Below are 17,042 nucleotides of genomic sequence, written 5' to 3'. Positions count from 1 at the left end.
TGTGCGGGCTAGGCGACGCCGCGCGACTCCTCCAGATACGCGAGCGCGCCCACCGGCTCCTCCGCGAAGAACACCAGGTCGGTGAGCGGGACCGGCAGGAAGCCCTCGTCCTCCATGCGGCGGAACTGCTGCTTCAACCCGTCGTAGAAACCAGCCGTGTTGAGCAGCACCACGGGCTTCGTCGTGTGGCCGTGCTTCTTCAGCTCAAGGATCTCGGCGGCCTCGTCGAGGGTGCCGGTGCCGCCCACCATGATGACCACGGCGTCGGCCCGCTCCAGGAGCTGCGCCTTGCGCTCGGCGAGGTCGCGCGTCACGAGCATCTCGTCCGGGGCGGTCACCGGGCGCGCCTTCGCGGCGAGGAACTCCACGGAGACGCCGAGCAGCCGGCCGCCCGCCTCCTGCACCCCGTCCGCGACGACCTTCATCAGGCCCACGTCGGACCCGCCCCACACCAGCGTGTGCCCGCCCTTGCCGAGCAGCTCGGCGAACTCGCGGGCCGGGCGGGTGTAGCGCTCGTCGAGGTCGGCGGCCGAGAGGAAGACGCAGATGTTCATGCGGCAACCGTACGCCCGGCACGCGGCGCGGCGCGGGGAGTCCCGGATCGCGGGCCGTACGCGGGAAGGCGGGCCCGTCCCGGATCGCGGGCCGTGCGGAGAACGCGGGCCCCTCCCGGATCCCGGGCGCCGCGACGCAGGTCAGGCGGCTCCTGGCACGATGAACGCATGGCTACTCATGTGATCACCGGAGCAGGTTCGGGCATCGGCGCCGCCGTCGCGGCCCGGCTGCACGCCCGCGGGGACGACCTCGTGCTGCTCGCCCGCAACGCCGGCCGCGCCAAGGAACTCGCCGACCGCTACCCGGGTGCGCAGACCCTCGTCGGCGACCTCGCGGAGCCGGACCGCCTCTCCTGGGCCTTCTCGCACCAGTCGCTGCCCGACCGCGTGGACACGCTGCTGCACATCGCGGGCATCGTCGACCTCGGACCCGTCGGCGAACTCACCCCGAAGATCTGGCGCTCCCAGCTGGAGGTCAACCTGATCGCCCCGGCCGAGCTGACCCGCCACTTCCTGCCCCAACTGCGCGTCACACAGGGCCATGTGCTCTTCGTGAACTCGGGCGCGGGCCTCAACGCGCACGCCGACTGGTCCGCGTACGCCGCATCGAAGCACGGTCTGAAGGCGCTCGCCGACGCGCTGCGCCACGAGGAGAAGCCCAACGGCCTGCGCGTGACCACCGTCTACCCGGGCCGCACCACCAGCCCGATGCAGGCCAAGGTGCACCAGCAGGAGGGCAAGGAGTACGACCCGGCGCGCTGGATCGACCCCGAGTCGGTGGCCACCACCATCCTCATGGCCATCGACCTGCCGCGGGACGCCGAGGTGAACGACCTGACGGTCCGGCCGGGGCGCTAGGGCCTGTCTTCCCTCTCCCGCCTGCCGGGCGCTCCGGGTGCCGCAGCACCCGGGGCGGGCCGCCGGGGCCCGGCCGGTTACGTACCCTTCCGGGGTGAGCGAAAAGACCACCTTCACCTGGGGCCCGGCCACCGGTGTCGGCTCGATGCCCGGCGGCGACGCACGCGAGGCCGCGAAGACCGCCGCGGGCACCTTCGAGGACTTCCCGTTCCTGCCGGAGCTGCCTGCCCGCGGCCCGGGCGCCGACATGATCGGCCGCACCCTCGGCCTGCTCGTCGAGATGTACGCGCGCGTCGAGCCCAGCGGCTGGCGCTTCGGCGACCGGCCGGGACGCGACACCCGCCGCGCCTGGTCCTGGCTCGGCGAGGACCTCGACGCCCTGGAGGAGTTCACGCAAGGGTACGAGGGCCCGCTGAAGATCCAGGCCGTCGGACCGTGGACGCTCGCCGCCGCCGTGGAGCTGCGCAACGGCGAGTCCGCGCTGTCCGACCCGGGCGCCTGCCGCGACATCACGGGCTCCCTGCGCGAGGGTCTCACCCAGCACCTCGCCGACGTCGGCCGCCGCATCCCGGGCGCACAGATCGTGCTCCAGCTCGACGAGCCCTCGCTCACCGCCGTCCTGCGCGGACAGATCAAGACGGCGAGCGGCTACCGCACCCACCGCGCCGTGGACCGCCAGGTGGTCGAGTCCGCGCTCCGCACCCTCATCGAGGCGCACGACGGCCCGGCGGTCGTCCACAGCTGCGCCCCGGACGTCCCCTTCCGCCTCCTGCGCCGCGCGGGCGCGGCCGGTGTCTCCTTCGACGCCGCGCTGCTCACCGAGCGTGACGACGAGCCGATCGGCGAGGGCGTGGAGGCCGGACTGAAACTCTTCGCGGGAGTCGTGCTGTCGTTGCCGTCGTCGGAGGCCGCATTGTCGGACCCTGCCAGTAACGTCATGGGTGTCAGGACGCTGTGGCGCAGGCTCGGCCTGAATCCGGGGCTGCTCGCGGAGTCGGTCGTGGTCACGCCGTCGTGCGGGCTCGCGGGGGCCTCGCCCGCGTACGCGCGCAAGGCGCTCGCCCACTGCGTCGCGGCGGCGCGTTCGCTCGCGGACAACCCTGAGTGACGGGCCCGGGGCGAGCAGCACCGCGGTGACGCAGCACGAGACGCAGGACGACAGGCCAACGGGACTGGCTTTCTTCAAAGGCGTGGGAGGACACACGATGGTCGGCACGGAGCAGGCAGGCGGCACGTCTTCGGTGCCCGGCGAGGCGCGTGAGCGGCACGCGCAGATCGCGGAGGAGATCGAGGAGCACCGCTTCCGGTACTACGTGAAGGACCAACCGGTCATCAGCGACGCCGACTTCGACAAGCTCCTGCGCTCCCTGGAGGCGCTCGAGGAGGAGTACCCGGAGCTCCGCACGCCCGACTCGCCGACCCAGAAGGTGGCGGGTTCCTACGAGACGGACTTCGCCACGGTCGCGCACCGCGAGCGCATGCTCTCGCTGGACAACGCGTTCGACGACGAGGAGCTCGCGGCCTGGGCGGGCCGCGTGTCCGCCGAGGTCGGCACCTCCGACCACCACTTCCTGTGCGAGCTCAAGGTCGACGGCCTCGCGGTCAACCTCACGTACGAGAAGGGCCGCCTGACCCGCGCGGCCACCCGGGGCAACGGGCGCGAGGGCGAGGACATCACGCCCAACGTGCGCACGATCGCCGACATCCCCGACCGCCTCAAGGGCAAGAAGATCCCGGATCTGGTGGAGATCCGCGGGGAGGTCTACTTCCCGATGGAGAAGTTCGAGGAGTTGAACGCGCGCCTGGTCGAGGGCGGCGACAAGCCCTTCGCCAACCCCCGTAACGCCGCGGCGGGTTCGCTGCGCCAGAAGGACCCGCGCGTCACCGCCACGCGCCCGCTGCACATGGTGGTGCACGGCATCGGCGCCCGCGAGGGCCTGGAGATCACCCGCCTCTCGCAGGCGTACGACCTGCTGGAGGGGTGGGGCCTGCCCACCGCGCAGCACAACAAGGTCGTGCAGACCCTCGAAGAAGTACGGGAGTTCATCGCGTACTTCGGCGAGCACCGGCACTCCGTCGAGCACGAGATCGACGGCGTGGTCGTCAAGCTGGACGAGATCCCGCTCCAGGGCCGGCTCGGCTCCACCTCGCGCGCCCCGCGCTGGGCGATCGCCTGGAAGTACCCGCCGGAGGAGGTCAACACCAAGCTGGTGGACATCCGCGTGGGCGTCGGCCGCACGGGCCGTGTGACGCCCTACGCGGTGGTCGAGCCGGTCACCGTCGCGGGCTCCGAGGTCGAGTTCGCCACGCTGCACAACCAGGACGTGGTCAAGGCCAAGGGCGTGTTCATCGGCGACACCGTCGTGCTGCGCAAGGCCGGTGACGTCATTCCCGAGATCCTGGGCCCGGTGGTCGACCTGCGCGACGGCAGCGAGCGCGCGTTCGTGATGCCGGCCGAGTGCCCCGAGTGCGGCACGGAGCTGCGGCCCATGAAGGAGGGGGACATCGACCTGCGCTGCCCCAACTCCCGCTCGTGCCCGGCCCAGTTGCGCGAGCGCCTGTTCTACCTGGCGGGCCGCAAGTGCCTCGACATCGAGAACTTCGGATACGTCGCCGCCACCGCCCTCACCCAGCCCCTGGAGCCGTCCGAGCCTCCGCTGCGGGACGAGAGCGACCTGTTCGACCTCACCGTCGAGCAGCTCCTGCCGATCAAGTCGTACGTCCTCGACCAGGACACCGGCCTGCCCAAGCGCGACCCGAAGACGGGCGAGGAGAAGGTCGTCACCTTCTTCGCGAACCAGAAGGGCGAGCCCAAGACCAACACGGTGGCGATGCTGAACAACATCGCCGCGGCCAAGGACCGCCCGCTCGCCCGCATCATCACGGGCCTGTCGATCCGGCACGTGGGCCCGGTCGCCGCCGAGGCGCTCGCGCGCGAGTTCCGCTCCATGGACCGCATCGAGCAGGCCACCGAGGAGGAGCTGGCCGCCGTCGAGGGCGTCGGGCCGACCATCGCCGCCTCGCTCAAGCAGTGGTTCACCGAGGACTGGCACCGCGAGATCCTCCGCAAGTGGCGCGCCGCCGGGGTCCGCATGGAGGAGGAGGGCGGCGAGGACGAGGGTCCGCGGCCCCTCGAAGGGCTCACCGTGGTCGTCACGGGCACCCTCGCGAGCCACACGCGAGATGGCGCGAAAGAGGCGCTCCAGACGCGCGGAGCGAAGGTGACCGGTTCGGTTTCGAAGAAGACCTCCTTTGTGGTGGTGGGTGACAACCCTGGATCGAAGTACGACAAGGCGATGCAGCTGAAGGTGCCGGTTCTGAACGAGGAGGGCTTCGCCGTCCTGCTGGAACAAGGCCCGGAGGCCGCACAGGACGTTGCACTTCCGGTACCCGAGTAGCGGTTGAAGGCCACCCGTTCGGCGCATACCAGATGCATACGGGTGGCCGGGTCGCATTCGGGCAACCGTGCTCGACCGCTGCCCGTGGAAGCCTTCTGCGGCCTACTGTTGAGGTGTGCACCTGCCGTGTCCAGTTGCGGATGGGGCTTCTCCCGCTCACCAGGAGCGGGGGAAAAGGTTTCGGACGCGGTGACTTTTGACAGGGGCCGCGTGGCGTGGGCACCGCCGGCTGTGAGAGGGACGGGAATGAAACCGACCGAGAGCGCCGATCCGGTGTCCCGGCTGCCTTGGTCATGGGCGCCCGCGCTGCCCACCGCCGTCGTCTCCGTCGCCGCGGTCGTGCTCGGCGCCGGGGTGTACAGAGCGCTGACCGAGGACCATGCGCTGTTCCCCGGCTCCACCGTCGGCTGGTCGCTCGCCGTCCTGGTCGGCGTGATCGTGGCGCATCTGGTCGCGCTCGGGCGGGAGCGCTGGTGGGGCGGCACCGGTTCGGGCGCCGCCCTCACCCTTGCGGTGCTGCTGCTCTACGGCTGGGTGCCGGCCGGGATGGTCAGCCTCACCGTGATCATCCTGGTGGGCGCGGCCCGCAGGCGCCGCTGGCGCCAGGGTCTGGTGCACGGGGCGGTCGACGTGCTCGGGATCGGCGCCGGCGCGCTGGTCATGGCGGCGTTCGGCGAGGTGCCCACCGTCGAGACGCCCTGGACGCCCGAGGCCTGGGACCTGTGGGCCGTCCCCGAGGTCGCGCTCGTCGCGGGCGCGTATCTCGTCGTCACCCGCCTGCTGCTCTGGTACGTGCACGCGCCGCACGCGGCCGGACTGCCCACGGTGGCCCGGACCGCGATGGTCCGCCAGGGTCTGGTCGGTGTCGCGCTGCTCGGCATCGCCCCGCTGATCTGCGTGGTCGCCGTCGCGCTGCCCGTCCTGCTGCCGCTCTTCGCGATCCCGCTCGTGGCCCTCGACTCCACACTGTGGATCGCGCGGGCGCGGGCCGAGGAGCAGCTGCGCGACCCGCTCACCGGACTGCCCAACCGGCAGTGGCTGTTGGAGCGGACCTGGGCGGCACTGGACGAGGCCGAGCGGATCGGTGCGCGTTCCGCCCTGGTCCTGATCGACCTCGACCGCTTCCGTTCGGTGAATGACACCCTCGGTCATCTCGCGGGCGACCGGCTCCTGCTTCAGATCGCCGACCGGCTCCAACTCGCCCTGCCCAAGGGCGCGGAGGCGGCCCGCCTCGGCGGGGACGAGTTCGCGGTCCTCCTGCCGACCTGCGACTCGACCACGACGGCCAAGCGCATGGCGCGCCTCCTGGTCGCCGAACTCTCCTCGCCGCTCGACCTCGACGGCCTCACCCTCGTCCTCGAAGCGAGCGCGGGCCTCGCGGTCTACCCCGACCACGCCCTGGACGCCGAGGGGCTCCTGCGCCGCGCGGACGTGGCGATGTACCAGGCGAAGGTGGACCGCACGGGCGTGGAGGTCTACGAGTCCAAGCGCGACTCCAACACCCCCGACCGGCTCGGTCTGTTGGGCGACCTGCGGCGCGCGCTCGACGCCGGCGAGGTCGAGCTGCACTACCAGCCGAAGGTCCGCTTCGACGGCCAGGTCGCGGGCCTCGAAGCGCTCGTACGGTGGGTGCATCCCGAGCGCGGAAAGGTCCCGCCGGACGAGTTCATCGCCATCGCCGAGTCCTCCGGCCTGATGCCGCACCTCACCGAGTACGTCCTGGACACCGCCCTCGCCCAGGTGGCGCGCTGGCGCGCCCAGGGCCTCGAGGTCCCCGTGGCGGTCAATGTCTCGCCGCGCGACGTGCACACCCCGGGCTTCGCCGGCTCGGTGGCCGCGCGCCTCGCGCGCCACGGGGTGCCCGCGGGCGCCTTGCAGCTGGAAATAACGGAACACGTCCTCCTGGAGGACCCGCAGCGTGCCGCGGACACGCTCGCCGGGCTCACGGCGCACGGCGTGAAGATGTCCCTGGACGACTTCGGCACCGGCTACTCCTCCCTGGTCCACCTGCGCCGCCTGCCGGTCAGCGAGCTCAAGATCGACCGCTCCTTCGTCGCCCGCCTGGCGGTGGACGCCGAGGACGCGGAGATCGTCCGCTGCACCGTGGACCTCGCCCACTCCCTGCACCTCGTCGTGGTCGCGGAGGGCGTCGAGGACGACGAGACCTGGGAGCGCCTGCGGGACCTGGGCTGCGACGCGGTCCAGGGCTGGCTGGTCGCGGCGGCGATGCCGGCGGAGGAGACGACGGCGTGGCTCCTGGCGCGGGGGTCGCGGGGGTGGCGGCGGCCGGCGGAGCTGGAGGCGGGCGCCGCGGATGTGGACGACGTGGACCGGGCGTCCGGGTCGGTTGTGCCGTAGGTCTCGTTCCCGGGTGCGAGGCCGGTGGGGGGCCGGCATTCCAGCCCGTCCGGCGTTTGAGGACGAGCGCGTTCAGCGCGATACGGGGGTCCGGGGGCGGAGCCCCCGGTTTCGGGAAGGGGCGGGTAGGGGAAATCCGCCCGCCGCAGGCGCCCCCGGTCCGCGCCCGCGCGAAACCGTTTAACGGGCACAGGGCCGGGCCCCATAGGATTGCCCCAAACGCCGAACCATAGAAATCGCACCCCCGTGAGGATCCGCATGCCTGGCATCACGCGCGAGGAGGTCGCCCACCTCGCCCGGCTGGCGCGTCTGGAGCTGAAGCCCGAAGAGCTCGACCACTTCGCAGGCCAGCTCGACGACATCATCGGCGCGGTCGCCCGCGTCAGCGAGGTCGCCGACCAAGACGTACCGCCGACCTCCCACCCGCTGCCGCTGACGAACGTCATGCGCAAGGACGAGGTCCGCCCCTCGCTCACCCCCGAGCAGGCGCTCTCCGGCGCCCCGGCCCAGGAGCAGCAGCGTTTCAAGGTGCCGCAGATCCTGGGGGAGGACTAACCCACCATGACGGACAGCAACATCATCAAGCTCACGGCCGCCGAGATCGCGCAGAAGATCAAGGACGGCGAGCTCACGGCGGTCGAGGTCACCGAGGCCCACCTGGCCCGGATCGAGGCCGTGGACGAGAAGGTGCACGCCTTCCTGCACGTCGACCGTGAGGGCGCCCTCGCGCAGGCCCGCGCCGTCGACCAGAAGCGTGCGAACGGCGAGAAGCTCGGCCCGCTCGCCGGCGTCCCGCTCGCGCTCAAGGACATCTTCACCACCGAGGGCATCCCGACCACGGTCGGCTCCAAGATCCTCGAGGGCTGGATCCCGCCGTACGACGCCACGCTCACCAAGAAGCTGAAGGCCGCCGACGTCGTCATCCTCGGCAAGACCAACATGGATGAGTTCGCCATGGGGTCGAGCACCGAGAACAGCGCGTACGGCCCGACCGGCAACCCCTGGGACCTCACCCGTATCCCGGGCGGATCGGGCGGCGGCTCCAGCGCCGCGCTCGCCGCGTACGAGGCCCCCCTCGCCATCGGCACGGACACCGGCGGCTCCATCCGCCAGCCCGCGGCCGTCACCGGCACGGTCGGCGTGAAGCCCACCTACGGCGGCGTCTCCCGCTACGGCATGGTCGCGTTCTCGTCCTCCCTCGACCAGGGCGGTCCCTGCGCCCGTACGGTCCTGGACGCCGCGCTGCTGCACGAGGTGATCGCCGGGCACGACCCGCTCGACTCCACCTCCATCGACGCCCCGGTCCCGCCGGTCGTCGAGGCCGCGCGCAACGGCTCGGTGCAGGGCATGCGCGTCGGTGTCGTCAAGCAGTTCCGCGGCGAGGGCTACCAGGCCGGTGTCGTGCAGCGCTTCGACGAGTCGGTCGAGCTGCTCAAGGAGCTCGGCGCCGAGATCGTCGAGCTGGACTGCCCGACCTTCGACCTGGCGCTGTCCGCGTACTACCTGATCGCGCCCTCCGAGTGCTCCTCGAACCTCGCCCGGTTCGACGCGATGCGCTACGGCCTGCGCGTGGGCGACGACGGCACCAAGTCCGCCGAGGAGGTCACCGCGCTCACGCGCGAGGCCGGCTTCGGCGACGAGGTCAAGCGCCGCGTCATCCTCGGCACGTACGCCCTGAGCTCCGGCTACTACGACGCGTACTACGGCAGCGCGCAGAAGGTCCGCACGCTCATCACCCGCGAGTTCGAGGCCGCCTTCGAGCAGGTCGACGTCATCGTCTCCCCGACGACCCCGACGACGGCCTTCCCGATCGGCGAGCGCGCCGACGACCCGATGGCGATGTACCTCGCGGACCTGTGCACCATCCCGACCAACCTGGCCGGCAACGCCGCCATGTCGCTCCCGTGCGGCCTGGCACCCGAGGACGGTCTGCCGGTCGGCCTGCAGATCATCGCCCCCGCCATGAAGGACGACCGCCTGTACAAGGTGGGCGCTGCCGTCGAGGCCGCCTTCGTGGAAAAGTGGGGTCACCCGCTGCTCGAGGAGGCACCGTCGCTGTGAGTCCCATGACTGCCAAGGCCAAGGGTTTCAAGAAGTCCAAGCCCGGCGCGTACCTGTCGATCGCCACGACCGCCGCCGGCGCGATCGGCGTCGTCAAGCAGGCGCGGATGGCCCGCAAGGAGCACGACACGCTGCGCCTCGTCGACGCCGCCGTCTCCGCGGCCGCCATCGTCACCGGCCTGGCGCTGCTCTTCCGTGAGCTGAAGAAGCTCGGCGACGACGACGTCCTGCTGGGCTGAGAGGGAAAGTTTCACCGTGACCACCGAACTTCTGTCGTACGAGGACGCGTTGGCGTCGTACGACCCGGTCATGGGCCTTGAGGTCCATGTCGAACTCGGCACCAAGACCAAGATGTTCTGCGGCTGCTCCACCGAGCTGAAGCAGGACGCCAACTCCCAGACCTGCCCGACCTGTCTCGGCCTGCCCGGCGCGCTGCCGGTGGTGAACGAGATCGGCGTCGAGTCGGCGATCAAGATCGGCCTCGCGCTCAACTGCGAGATCGCCGAGTGGTGCCGTTTCGCCCGGAAGAACTACTTCTATCCGGACATGCCGAAGAACTTCCAGACCTCCCAGTACGACGAGCCCATCGCCTTCAACGGCTACCTCGACGTACAGCTGGAGGACGGCGAGGTCTTCCGCGTGGAGATCGAGCGCGCCCACATGGAGGAGGACACCGGCAAGTCCACGCACGTGGGCGGTGCCACCGGCCGTATCCACGGCGCGTCCCACTCCCTGCTGGACTACAACCGCGCCGGCATCCCGCTGATCGAGATCGTCACCAAGCCGATCGAGGGCGCGGGCGAGCGTGCTCCCGAGGTCGCCAAGGCGTACGTGGCCGAGCTGCGCGAGGTCATCAAGGCGCTCGGCGTCTCCGAGGCCCGGATGGACAAGGGCCAGATGCGCTGCGACGTGAACCTCTCCCTGCGTCCCCACGGGACCAAGGAGTTCGGTACGCGCAGCGAGACGAAGAACGTGAACTCTCTGCGTTCCGTCGAGCGTGCGGCCCGCTTCGAGATCCAGCGGCACGCGGCGGTCCTGAAGGACGGCGGCAAGATCGTCCAGGAGACCCGGCACTTCCACGAGGAGGACGGCTCCACGACCTCCGGCCGCATCAAGGACAATGCCGAGGACTACCGTTACTTCCCCGAGCCGGACCTGGTGCCGGTGGCTCCCGCGCGCGAGTGGGTCGAGGAACTGCGGGCCGCGCTGCCCGAGATGCCGCGCGTGCGCCGCAACCGGCTCCGCGAGGAGTGGGGCGTCAGCGAGTTCGACATGCAGTCGATCCTCAACGCCGGCGCGGTCGACCCGATCGTCGCCACGATCGAGGCCGGCGCCCCGTCGGACCAGGCCCGCAAGTGGTGGATGGGCGAACTGGCCCGTCACGCCAACGAGTCGGGCAAGGCCCTCGACGAGCTCGGCATCACCCCGGCGCAGGTCGCCCGCGTCTGCGAGCTCGTCGCCTCCGGCGACCTCAACGACAAGCTGGCCCGCCAGGTCCTCGAAGGGGTCCTGAAGGGCGAGGGCACCCCGGACGAGGTCGTCGAGAAGCGCGGTCTGAAGGTCGTCTCGGACGACGGCGCGCTGACCACGGCGGTCCAGGAGGCCATCGCGGGCAATGCGGCCATCGCGGACAAGATCCGCGGCGGCAAGGTCGCCGCGGTGGGCGCGCTGGTCGGCGCGGTCATGAAGGCCACGCGCGGGCAGGCCGACGCGGCCCGCGTGAAGGAGCTGATCCTCAAGGAGCTGGGCGTCGAGGGCTGATCCTCCCGCTTCACCGCACCACGAGCGGCGCCCCCGTTCCCGTACGACCTCATCGGTTGTACGCGGCGGGGGCGCCGTTCTGCGTATTCCGGCCAGGCGCCGCGGGAGTTGGTCGTTCACTGTCAAGTCGTGCCGGTGACTTCTCCTCGCCACCGTCGCGGCCTAGCGTCCACGGACGGTGCCCCTGTGGCGCCGGTGAACGTCCGAGCCCCCGACCAGGAGGTCAGCCACCGTGTCCTCGACGACGCCCTCCGACATCTCCCGCAGACGCCTGCTCGCCCTCGGCGGCGGAGCGCTGGGCGCGGCCGCCGCGGGATCGCTGCTCCCGCCCTCGCTCCAGGAGGCCCTGGCGCACGAGCCGCCGCCCGGCGGGCTCAAGGCGGTCAAGCACGTGGTGATCCTCATGCAGGAGAACCGGTCCTTCGACCACTACTTCGGCACGCTCAGAGGCGTACGCGGCTTCGGGGACCGCAACGCCATCCGGCTGCCCACCGGCAAGAGCGTGTTCGAGCAGCCCGACCTGCTGCGCACCGTGCTGCCCTTCCCGGTGCGCGAGGCCGCGGCGGCCGCGCAGAAGGACCTCCAGTACATCGGCGACCTCAACCACGACTGGACCGGCGGCGGCAAGGCCTGGCACGGCGGCTGGATGGACAACTGGATCAGCGCCAAGTCGGCCGCCACGATGGCGTACTACACGCGCGAGGACATCCCGCTGCACTACGAGCTCGCCGACACCTTCACGATCTGCGACGCCTACCACTCGTCCATCCACACCTCCACCAGCCCCAACCGCAACCACCTGTGGAGCGGCAAGACGGGCTTCGAGGCCAACGGGGACCGTGCGGTCGGCAACGGCGCCTACGCGGAGGGCACCCACCCCGGCTACGCGTGGACCTCGTACCCGGAGCGCCTGGAGAAGGCGGGCCGCACGTGGCAGACGTACACCGAGTGGGAGAACTTCACCGACAACCAGATCGAGTTCTTCACCCCCTTCAAGGCCATCGCGCGCAAGGTGCTCGCCGGCACCGGCTTCACGTACATGGAGGCGTTCTACGCCAAGGTGCGGGACACGGCCGACGAGGCCGAGCGCACCCGGCTGCTCGCCGCTCTGGAGGAGGGCGTCAAGGCCCTTGACGAGGCGGAGCGTTCGCTGTTCGAGCGCGGGCTGCGGCGGGTCCCCACCGGGAAGCTCGCCGAGACCTTCGCCGCGGACGTGGCCGCCGGTGAGCTCCCCGAGGTCTCCTACCTCGTGCCCTCCGCGATCGACTCCGAGCACCCGGGCACCTCCTCGCCGATCCACAGCGCGACCCTCGTCTACAAGGTGCTCGACGCGCTCGCCTCGCACCCCGAGGTGTGGCGGCACACCGTCGTCCTCATCAACTACGACGAGAACGACGGCTTCTTCGACCACGTACCGCCGCCGGTGCCGCCCGCCGGCGACACCGAGGAGTACTGGAAGGACCTGCCGACCGGGCTCGGGATCCGGGTGCCGATGCTGGTCATCTCGCCCTGGTCGGTGGGCGGTTACGTCTCCTCGGAGGTCTTCGACCACACCTCCGTGATCCGCTTCTTGGAGAAGTGGACCGGCATCCGCGAGCCCAATATCGGCAGCTGGCGCCGCCGTATCACCGGCGACCTGACGGGAGCCTTCGACTTCAAAAGGGGCCGCAGGCAGCCCGAGGTCGAGCAGCCCGCCGCGATCCCGCCGTTCACCGGGCGCTGGCGCCCGCAGCCGCCCGCCGACCAGAAGATGCCCGAGCAGGAGCCCGGCCGCCGGCCCGCCCGCGCGCTGCCGTACCAGCCGGACGCCTACGGATCCGTACGCGAGAAGGTCTTCCGGCTGCGGGTCACGAACAGTGGGCGCTCCAGTGTGCCGCTGGCGCTCTACCCGTACGCGGGGGAGTTCGCCGTGCCCCAGCACACCGACGTGACGGGCCGCAAGGAGTGGCAGGTGCCGCTCGCCGGGGAGGCGTACGAGTTCACGGTCACCGGGCCGAACGGCTTCCGGCGCGAGTTCGCGGGACGTGCGGCGGGGACGGCCGCGGTGGCCACGGAGATCGACGGGCACGGGCGCGGAGTGCGGATCACCCTGCGCAACGACGGCGAGAAGGAGCTGACCTTCACGGTGCGCTCCCTCGCGTACGGGGACGAGCGGCCGCGCGAGCTCCACGTCCGCCCGGGGCGCGCCCGCACCCTCACGCACCGGACCGGGGACGCGCACGGCTGGTACGACCTGGAGATCACGGCCGCGGGCGACGAGGGCTTCCGGCGCCGGCTCGCGGGCCACATCGAGAACGGGCGGGCGAGCGTCTCCGGATAGGGCACGGGCGGGGCGCGCGTCTCCGGATGGCGCACGAGCGGGCGCGCGTCCCCGGCGGGCGCCCTTGCCGTTGGTCCCGCGTCCGCGGGCCGTTGCCCGTGGGGCGCGGGACCAACGCACCGTATGACCGAGCACTCCTGTGAGGAAGGACACGAAAGGGACAATCGATCTCTATTCGCTGCAAGAGTGTCCGCGTGACGGGCCGCGTGCCCGCACAGGCAGCGGGCGGACGCCCGTGCACAGGGCGCGAGTTCCACCAGGGCTGTTCCCGACCCCCAGACCGTTGAAGTCCAGCACGACCAGGGAGCAGCTCCGTGGCAGCACTCGCACGGTGGTGCATCACGCACCGACTGGCCGCCGTCCTGCTGTGGATCGGCGCCCTGCTCGGCACCGGCACCGCGGCGATGCTCGCCGGCAGCGCCTACTCCAACGACTACAGCGTCCCCGGCACCGAGTCCGGCCGCGCCGCCGAACTCCTGGAGAGCGGCTTCCCGCAGCTCGGCGGTGACAGCGACACCATCGTGTGGCACACCGACGAAGGCACCGTCGACGCCGCCGACGTCCAGCAGACGATGACGAAGACCCTCGACGAGGTCGCCGCGCTGCCGGGCATCTCCACCGTCGTCAGCCCGTACCACAAGGCCGGCGCCGGCCAGATCAGCCAGGACCGGCACACCGCGTACGCCGTCGTCACCTTCGACAAGGCGGCGAACGACATCGACAGGGGCGAGGCGCAGGCGCTCGTCGACACCGCCAAGGACGCGGCCGGCGACGGGCTCCAGGTGGAGCTCGGCGGCAGCGCGATCGGCCTCACCGAGGCGAAGACCGGGCACACGGCCGAAGCCGTCGGTGTGCTCGTCGCGGCCGTGGTGCTCTTCCTCGCGTTCGGGTCGCTCGCCGCCAGCCTCATCCCCATCGCGACCGCGCTCGTCAGCGTCGGCACCGCGTACGCCGGTACGGTGCTGCTCGCCCACACCATGACCGTCGCCGACTTCGCGCCCATGCTCGGCACCCTCATCGGCCTCGGCGTCGGCATCGACTACGCGCTGTTCATCGTGACGCGCCACCGCCGCGGCCTGAAGCGCGGCCTGCCGGTCGCGGAGGCCGCCCGCGAGGCCGTGGCCACCACCGGACGTGCCGTGGTCTTCGCCGGCGCGACCGTGTGCATAGCCCTGGCCGGGATGCTGATCCTGCGCCTCAACTTCCTCAACGGCGTGGCGATATCCGCCTCCCTGACCGTGGTCCTGACGGTCGCCGCATCGGTGACGCTGCTGCCCGCCCTCCTGTCGTACATCGGGATGCGCGCCCTCAGCCGCAGGGAACGCGCCAAGCTCGCCGCCGACGGGCCCACGCCCGAGCTGCCCACCGGGCTCGCCGCCCGCTGGTCCGCCTTCGTGGAGCGCCGCCCCAAGCTGCTCGGCGCCCTCGCGCTGCTGGTGATCACGGTGCTCGCGCTGCCGACGTTCTCGCTCCGGCTCGGCACCTCCGACCAGGGCAACAACCCGCGCTCGTCCACCACGCGCCAGGCCTACGACCTCCTCGCGGAGGGCTTCGGGCCGGGCGTGAACGGCCCGCTCACCGTGGCCGCCGAGGTGAACGGCGCCGAGGACCGCCTCGCCCTCGACAAGCTCGCCGAACGGCTCGCGGCCACCGACGGCATCGCGTCCGTGACCCCGGTGACGTACGACGAGAGCGGCCGGGTCGCCCACCTCACCGTCGTCCCCGAGTCCTCGCCGCAGTCCGAGGCGACCAGCCGCCTGGTCGACACCCTGCGCGGCGAGCTCCTGCCGGCCGCCGAGAAGGGCACCTCGCTCGAGACCTACGTCGGCGGCATCACCGCGGGATACGACGACTTCGCGGCCATCATCGTCGGCAAACTCCCGCTCTTCGTGGGCGTGGTGGTCGGCCTCGGCTGCGTGCTCCTGCTGCTCGCGTTCCGCTCGATCGGCATCCCGCTCAAGGCCGCCGCGATGAACATCGCCGCCGTCGCGGGGGCGTTCGGCGTGGTCGTCGCGATCTTCCAGTGGGGCTGGGGCGCCGACGCGATGGGGCTCGGGACCGCGGGACCGATCGAGCCCTTCCTGCCGGTGATCATGGTGTCGGTGCTCTTCGGGCTCTCCATGGACTACCAGGTGTTCCTGGTCAGCAGGATGTACGAGGAGTGGCTGGAGACCGGGGACAACCGGCGTGCGGTCCGGGTGGGCCTCGCCGAGACCAGCCGGGTGATCAACTCGGCCGCGGTGATCATGATTTCGGTCTTCCTGGCCTTCGTGCTCAGCGGGGACCGGGTGATCGCGATGTTCGGCATCGCGCTTGCCGCGGCGGTGGCGCTCGACGCGTTCGTGCTGCGCACGCTGCTCGTGCCCGCCCTGATGCACATGCTGGGCGGCGCGAACTGGTGGCTGCCGAAGTGGCTGGACCGGATCCTGCCGCGGATCAGCATCGAGCCGCCGGAGTGCCGCGGGGTGGCGGTGCCGGGGCAGCGGGTGCCGGGTGCGGTGGACGCCGGTGCCGAGCTGGCCGGGGAACGTTAAGGAAGCTCTCAGACGGTCCACCTAGCGTGCCGTGCATGAGCACTGAGATCGAGAAGCGTGAAACGGACGCCGGGGTGGCGGACGGGCAGGGTTCGGCTTCGGGCGAGCGGGCCGAGGGCCAGAAAGGCCGGGCGGACCAGGTCGACGGGGACGGCACCGAGGACGGCCTCGACGCGCGGCCACGATGACGGCTTCGACGAGGCGGAGGCTCCGGTGGAGCGGCCCTCCGCCGGCGTGGGCCAGGGTGCCGCCGCCGTCGTCTCCGCGGGACTCGGCATCGTCGCGCTGACCGGGAGCTGGGTCGGCACCATCGCCTCCGCGCGCACCTCGCTGGTCGGCCAGCTGGAGACCTCGAGCTCCGCGAGCGTGGCCAAGCAGGTGGAGGCGGTGTACGGGAACGCCTGGCACGCCACCGCCCTGGTGGGCGGTGCCTTCGCGCTCGTCGCGCTGCTCATCGGCGCGTTCGTGCTGGCGCGGCCCGCGTTCGGCGCACCGGGCCGGGTGCAGGCGCCGTGGATCAAGTCGGTGGCCTGGGCGGGTGTCGCGCTCGGCATCATCGGCCTGCTGCTCGCCGTGGCGAAGTACCTGGACCTCTTCATGGGACTGCCGTCCACCTCCTGAGGTCTCGTACCGCCCCTGCCCTCAGCCCCCGACCCCTCTAAGTCTTCTAAGCCGTCTAAGCCGTCTAAGCCCCCTGAATCCCCGCGGATCCAGGGGGCTTAGGCGTGTCTGAGGGGGGTGGGGCCCGCGGACTAAGGCATACGGGTCCCGCAGATGCGGCGTTCTCCCGATGTGGCGGACCCCTCTGGGCCGCGAAAGTAGAGGCATCGCAGAGAGCGAGAGGCCGGAACCGACCGGCCGCCGACTCCCAGGGGAGACCGAGATGTTCGAGTACGAGATGCAGCAGCTGCGCCAGGCCGAGCTCGTCCGTGAGGCCGCCGAGCAGCGCCGTGCCGCCGAGGCCCGCAAGCTGCGCCGTCAGCGCAGGGCCGCCGACCAGGACACGGAGGGGCGGGTGACACACCTGCAGCGGAAGCTCCGCTTCGTACGCGCCGCGTGAGCGACGAGTCCGTACCCGCCGCGCGAGCGTCGAGGGAGCACCCACATGAGCACAGAAGCAGCAGCGACCGGCCCCGCCGCCGGCCCGGGCACCGGGCCGGGTGGCGGGGCCCTTCCGCTGTCGGGTACAGAGGAAGGC

The 17,042-nt window shown here is 71.4% G+C and carries 13 protein-coding genes; 12 read left to right on the top strand and 1 reads right to left on the bottom strand.

The genetic code is table 11. From position 1 onward, the window contains the following. Positions 1 to 8 precede the first annotated feature (8 nt). The gene (locus tag BLT97_RS07775; RefSeq protein WP_093608023.1) at positions 9 to 554 is read right to left on the bottom strand and encodes an LOG family protein; all 546 of its coding nucleotides are present in this window, start codon (positions 552 to 554) and stop codon (positions 9 to 11) included. Positions 555 to 722: 168 nt separating this feature from the next. Between BLT97_RS07775 and BLT97_RS07770 the strand changes: the two genes are divergently transcribed. The 12 genes from BLT97_RS07770 to BLT97_RS37785 all read left to right on the top strand — a co-directional run bounded on the left by BLT97_RS07770 (position 723) and on the right by BLT97_RS37785 (position 16,904). Continuing rightward, positions 723 to 1,412, top strand: a complete 690-nt coding sequence (locus BLT97_RS07770) for an SDR family oxidoreductase (RefSeq protein ID WP_093608022.1) — start codon at positions 723 to 725, stop codon at positions 1,410 to 1,412. Between the two features lie 145 nt (positions 1,413 to 1,557). Further along, positions 1,558 to 2,520, top strand: coding sequence for a methionine synthase (locus BLT97_RS07765; protein WP_425442674.1), 963 nt, complete (start codon positions 1,558 to 1,560; stop codon positions 2,518 to 2,520). Between the two features lie 97 nt (positions 2,521 to 2,617). Continuing rightward, positions 2,618 to 4,810 carry an NAD-dependent DNA ligase LigA gene (ligA, locus tag BLT97_RS07760; protein WP_093608020.1) on the top strand — a complete coding sequence of 731 codons (2,193 nt, stop codon included), beginning with the start codon at positions 2,618 to 2,620 and terminating at the stop codon, positions 4,808 to 4,810. A gap of 210 nt (positions 4,811 to 5,020) precedes the next feature. Next, positions 5,021 to 7,168: a putative bifunctional diguanylate cyclase/phosphodiesterase gene (locus BLT97_RS07755; protein ID WP_342742716.1), complete on the top strand. Its 2,148-nt coding sequence runs from the start codon at positions 5,021 to 5,023 to the stop codon at positions 7,166 to 7,168. A 258-nt stretch (positions 7,169 to 7,426) separates the two neighbouring features. Beyond that, positions 7,427 to 7,723, top strand: a complete 297-nt coding sequence (gatC, locus tag BLT97_RS07750; RefSeq protein WP_016432511.1) for an Asp-tRNA(Asn)/Glu-tRNA(Gln) amidotransferase subunit GatC — start codon at positions 7,427 to 7,429, stop codon at positions 7,721 to 7,723. A 6-nt stretch (positions 7,724 to 7,729) separates the two neighbouring features. Continuing rightward, entirely contained in the window at positions 7,730 to 9,229 is a 1,500-nt protein-coding gene (gatA, locus tag BLT97_RS07745; RefSeq protein WP_093608018.1) for an Asp-tRNA(Asn)/Glu-tRNA(Gln) amidotransferase subunit GatA, read from the top strand. A gap of 5 nt (positions 9,230 to 9,234) precedes the next feature. Beyond that, positions 9,235 to 9,468, top strand: coding sequence for a hypothetical protein (locus tag BLT97_RS07740; protein ID WP_176953711.1), 234 nt, complete (start codon positions 9,235 to 9,237; stop codon positions 9,466 to 9,468). Between the two features lie 16 nt (positions 9,469 to 9,484). Continuing rightward, a complete protein-coding gene (gene gatB, locus BLT97_RS07735) occupies positions 9,485 to 10,990 on the top strand; it encodes an Asp-tRNA(Asn)/Glu-tRNA(Gln) amidotransferase subunit GatB (RefSeq protein WP_093608016.1) in 1,506 nt (501 codons plus the stop codon). A 232-nt stretch (positions 10,991 to 11,222) separates the two neighbouring features. After that, the gene (locus BLT97_RS07730) at positions 11,223 to 13,310 is read left to right on the top strand and encodes a phosphocholine-specific phospholipase C (RefSeq protein ID WP_093608015.1); all 2,088 of its coding nucleotides are present in this window, start codon (positions 11,223 to 11,225) and stop codon (positions 13,308 to 13,310) included. A 314-nt stretch (positions 13,311 to 13,624) separates the two neighbouring features. Further along, positions 13,625 to 15,844, top strand: a complete 2,220-nt coding sequence (locus BLT97_RS07725; protein ID WP_093608014.1) for an MMPL family transporter — start codon at positions 13,625 to 13,627, stop codon at positions 15,842 to 15,844. A 42-nt stretch (positions 15,845 to 15,886) separates the two neighbouring features. Continuing rightward, the gene (locus BLT97_RS07720) at positions 15,887 to 16,465 is read left to right on the top strand and encodes a hypothetical protein (protein WP_425442673.1); all 579 of its coding nucleotides are present in this window, start codon (positions 15,887 to 15,889) and stop codon (positions 16,463 to 16,465) included. 262 nt (positions 16,466 to 16,727) lie between these two features. Then, positions 16,728 to 16,904, top strand: coding sequence for a hypothetical protein (locus BLT97_RS37785; protein WP_176953688.1), 177 nt, complete (start codon positions 16,728 to 16,730; stop codon positions 16,902 to 16,904). Positions 16,905 to 17,042: the final 138 nt, after the last annotated feature.

Origin of the sequence: Streptomyces indicus (genome assembly GCF_900100315.1) — a bacterium.
GTDB lineage: Bacteria > Actinomycetota > Actinomycetes > Streptomycetales > Streptomycetaceae > Streptomyces > Streptomyces indicus.
Note: the sequence above shows the minus strand (reverse complement) of the source record. Positions and strands in the feature narration are given on the sequence as shown.

Coding starts and splice junctions, on each gene's coding strand:
- BLT97_RS07775 (WP_093608023.1), bottom strand. CDS start 554: ATGAACATCTGCGTCTTCCTCTCGGCCGCCGACCTCGACGAGCGCTAC.
- BLT97_RS07770 (WP_093608022.1), top strand. CDS start 723: ATGGCTACTCATGTGATCACCGGAGCAGGTTCGGGCATCGGCGCCGCC.
- BLT97_RS07765 (WP_425442674.1), top strand. CDS start 1,558: ATGCCCGGCGGCGACGCACGCGAGGCCGCGAAGACCGCCGCGGGCACC.
- ligA (WP_093608020.1), top strand. CDS start 2,618: ATGGTCGGCACGGAGCAGGCAGGCGGCACGTCTTCGGTGCCCGGCGAG.
- gatC (WP_016432511.1), top strand. CDS start 7,427: ATGCCTGGCATCACGCGCGAGGAGGTCGCCCACCTCGCCCGGCTGGCG.
- gatA (WP_093608018.1), top strand. CDS start 7,730: ATGACGGACAGCAACATCATCAAGCTCACGGCCGCCGAGATCGCGCAG.
- BLT97_RS07740 (WP_176953711.1), top strand. CDS start 9,235: ATGACTGCCAAGGCCAAGGGTTTCAAGAAGTCCAAGCCCGGCGCGTAC.
- BLT97_RS37785 (WP_176953688.1), top strand. CDS start 16,728: ATGTTCGAGTACGAGATGCAGCAGCTGCGCCAGGCCGAGCTCGTCCGT.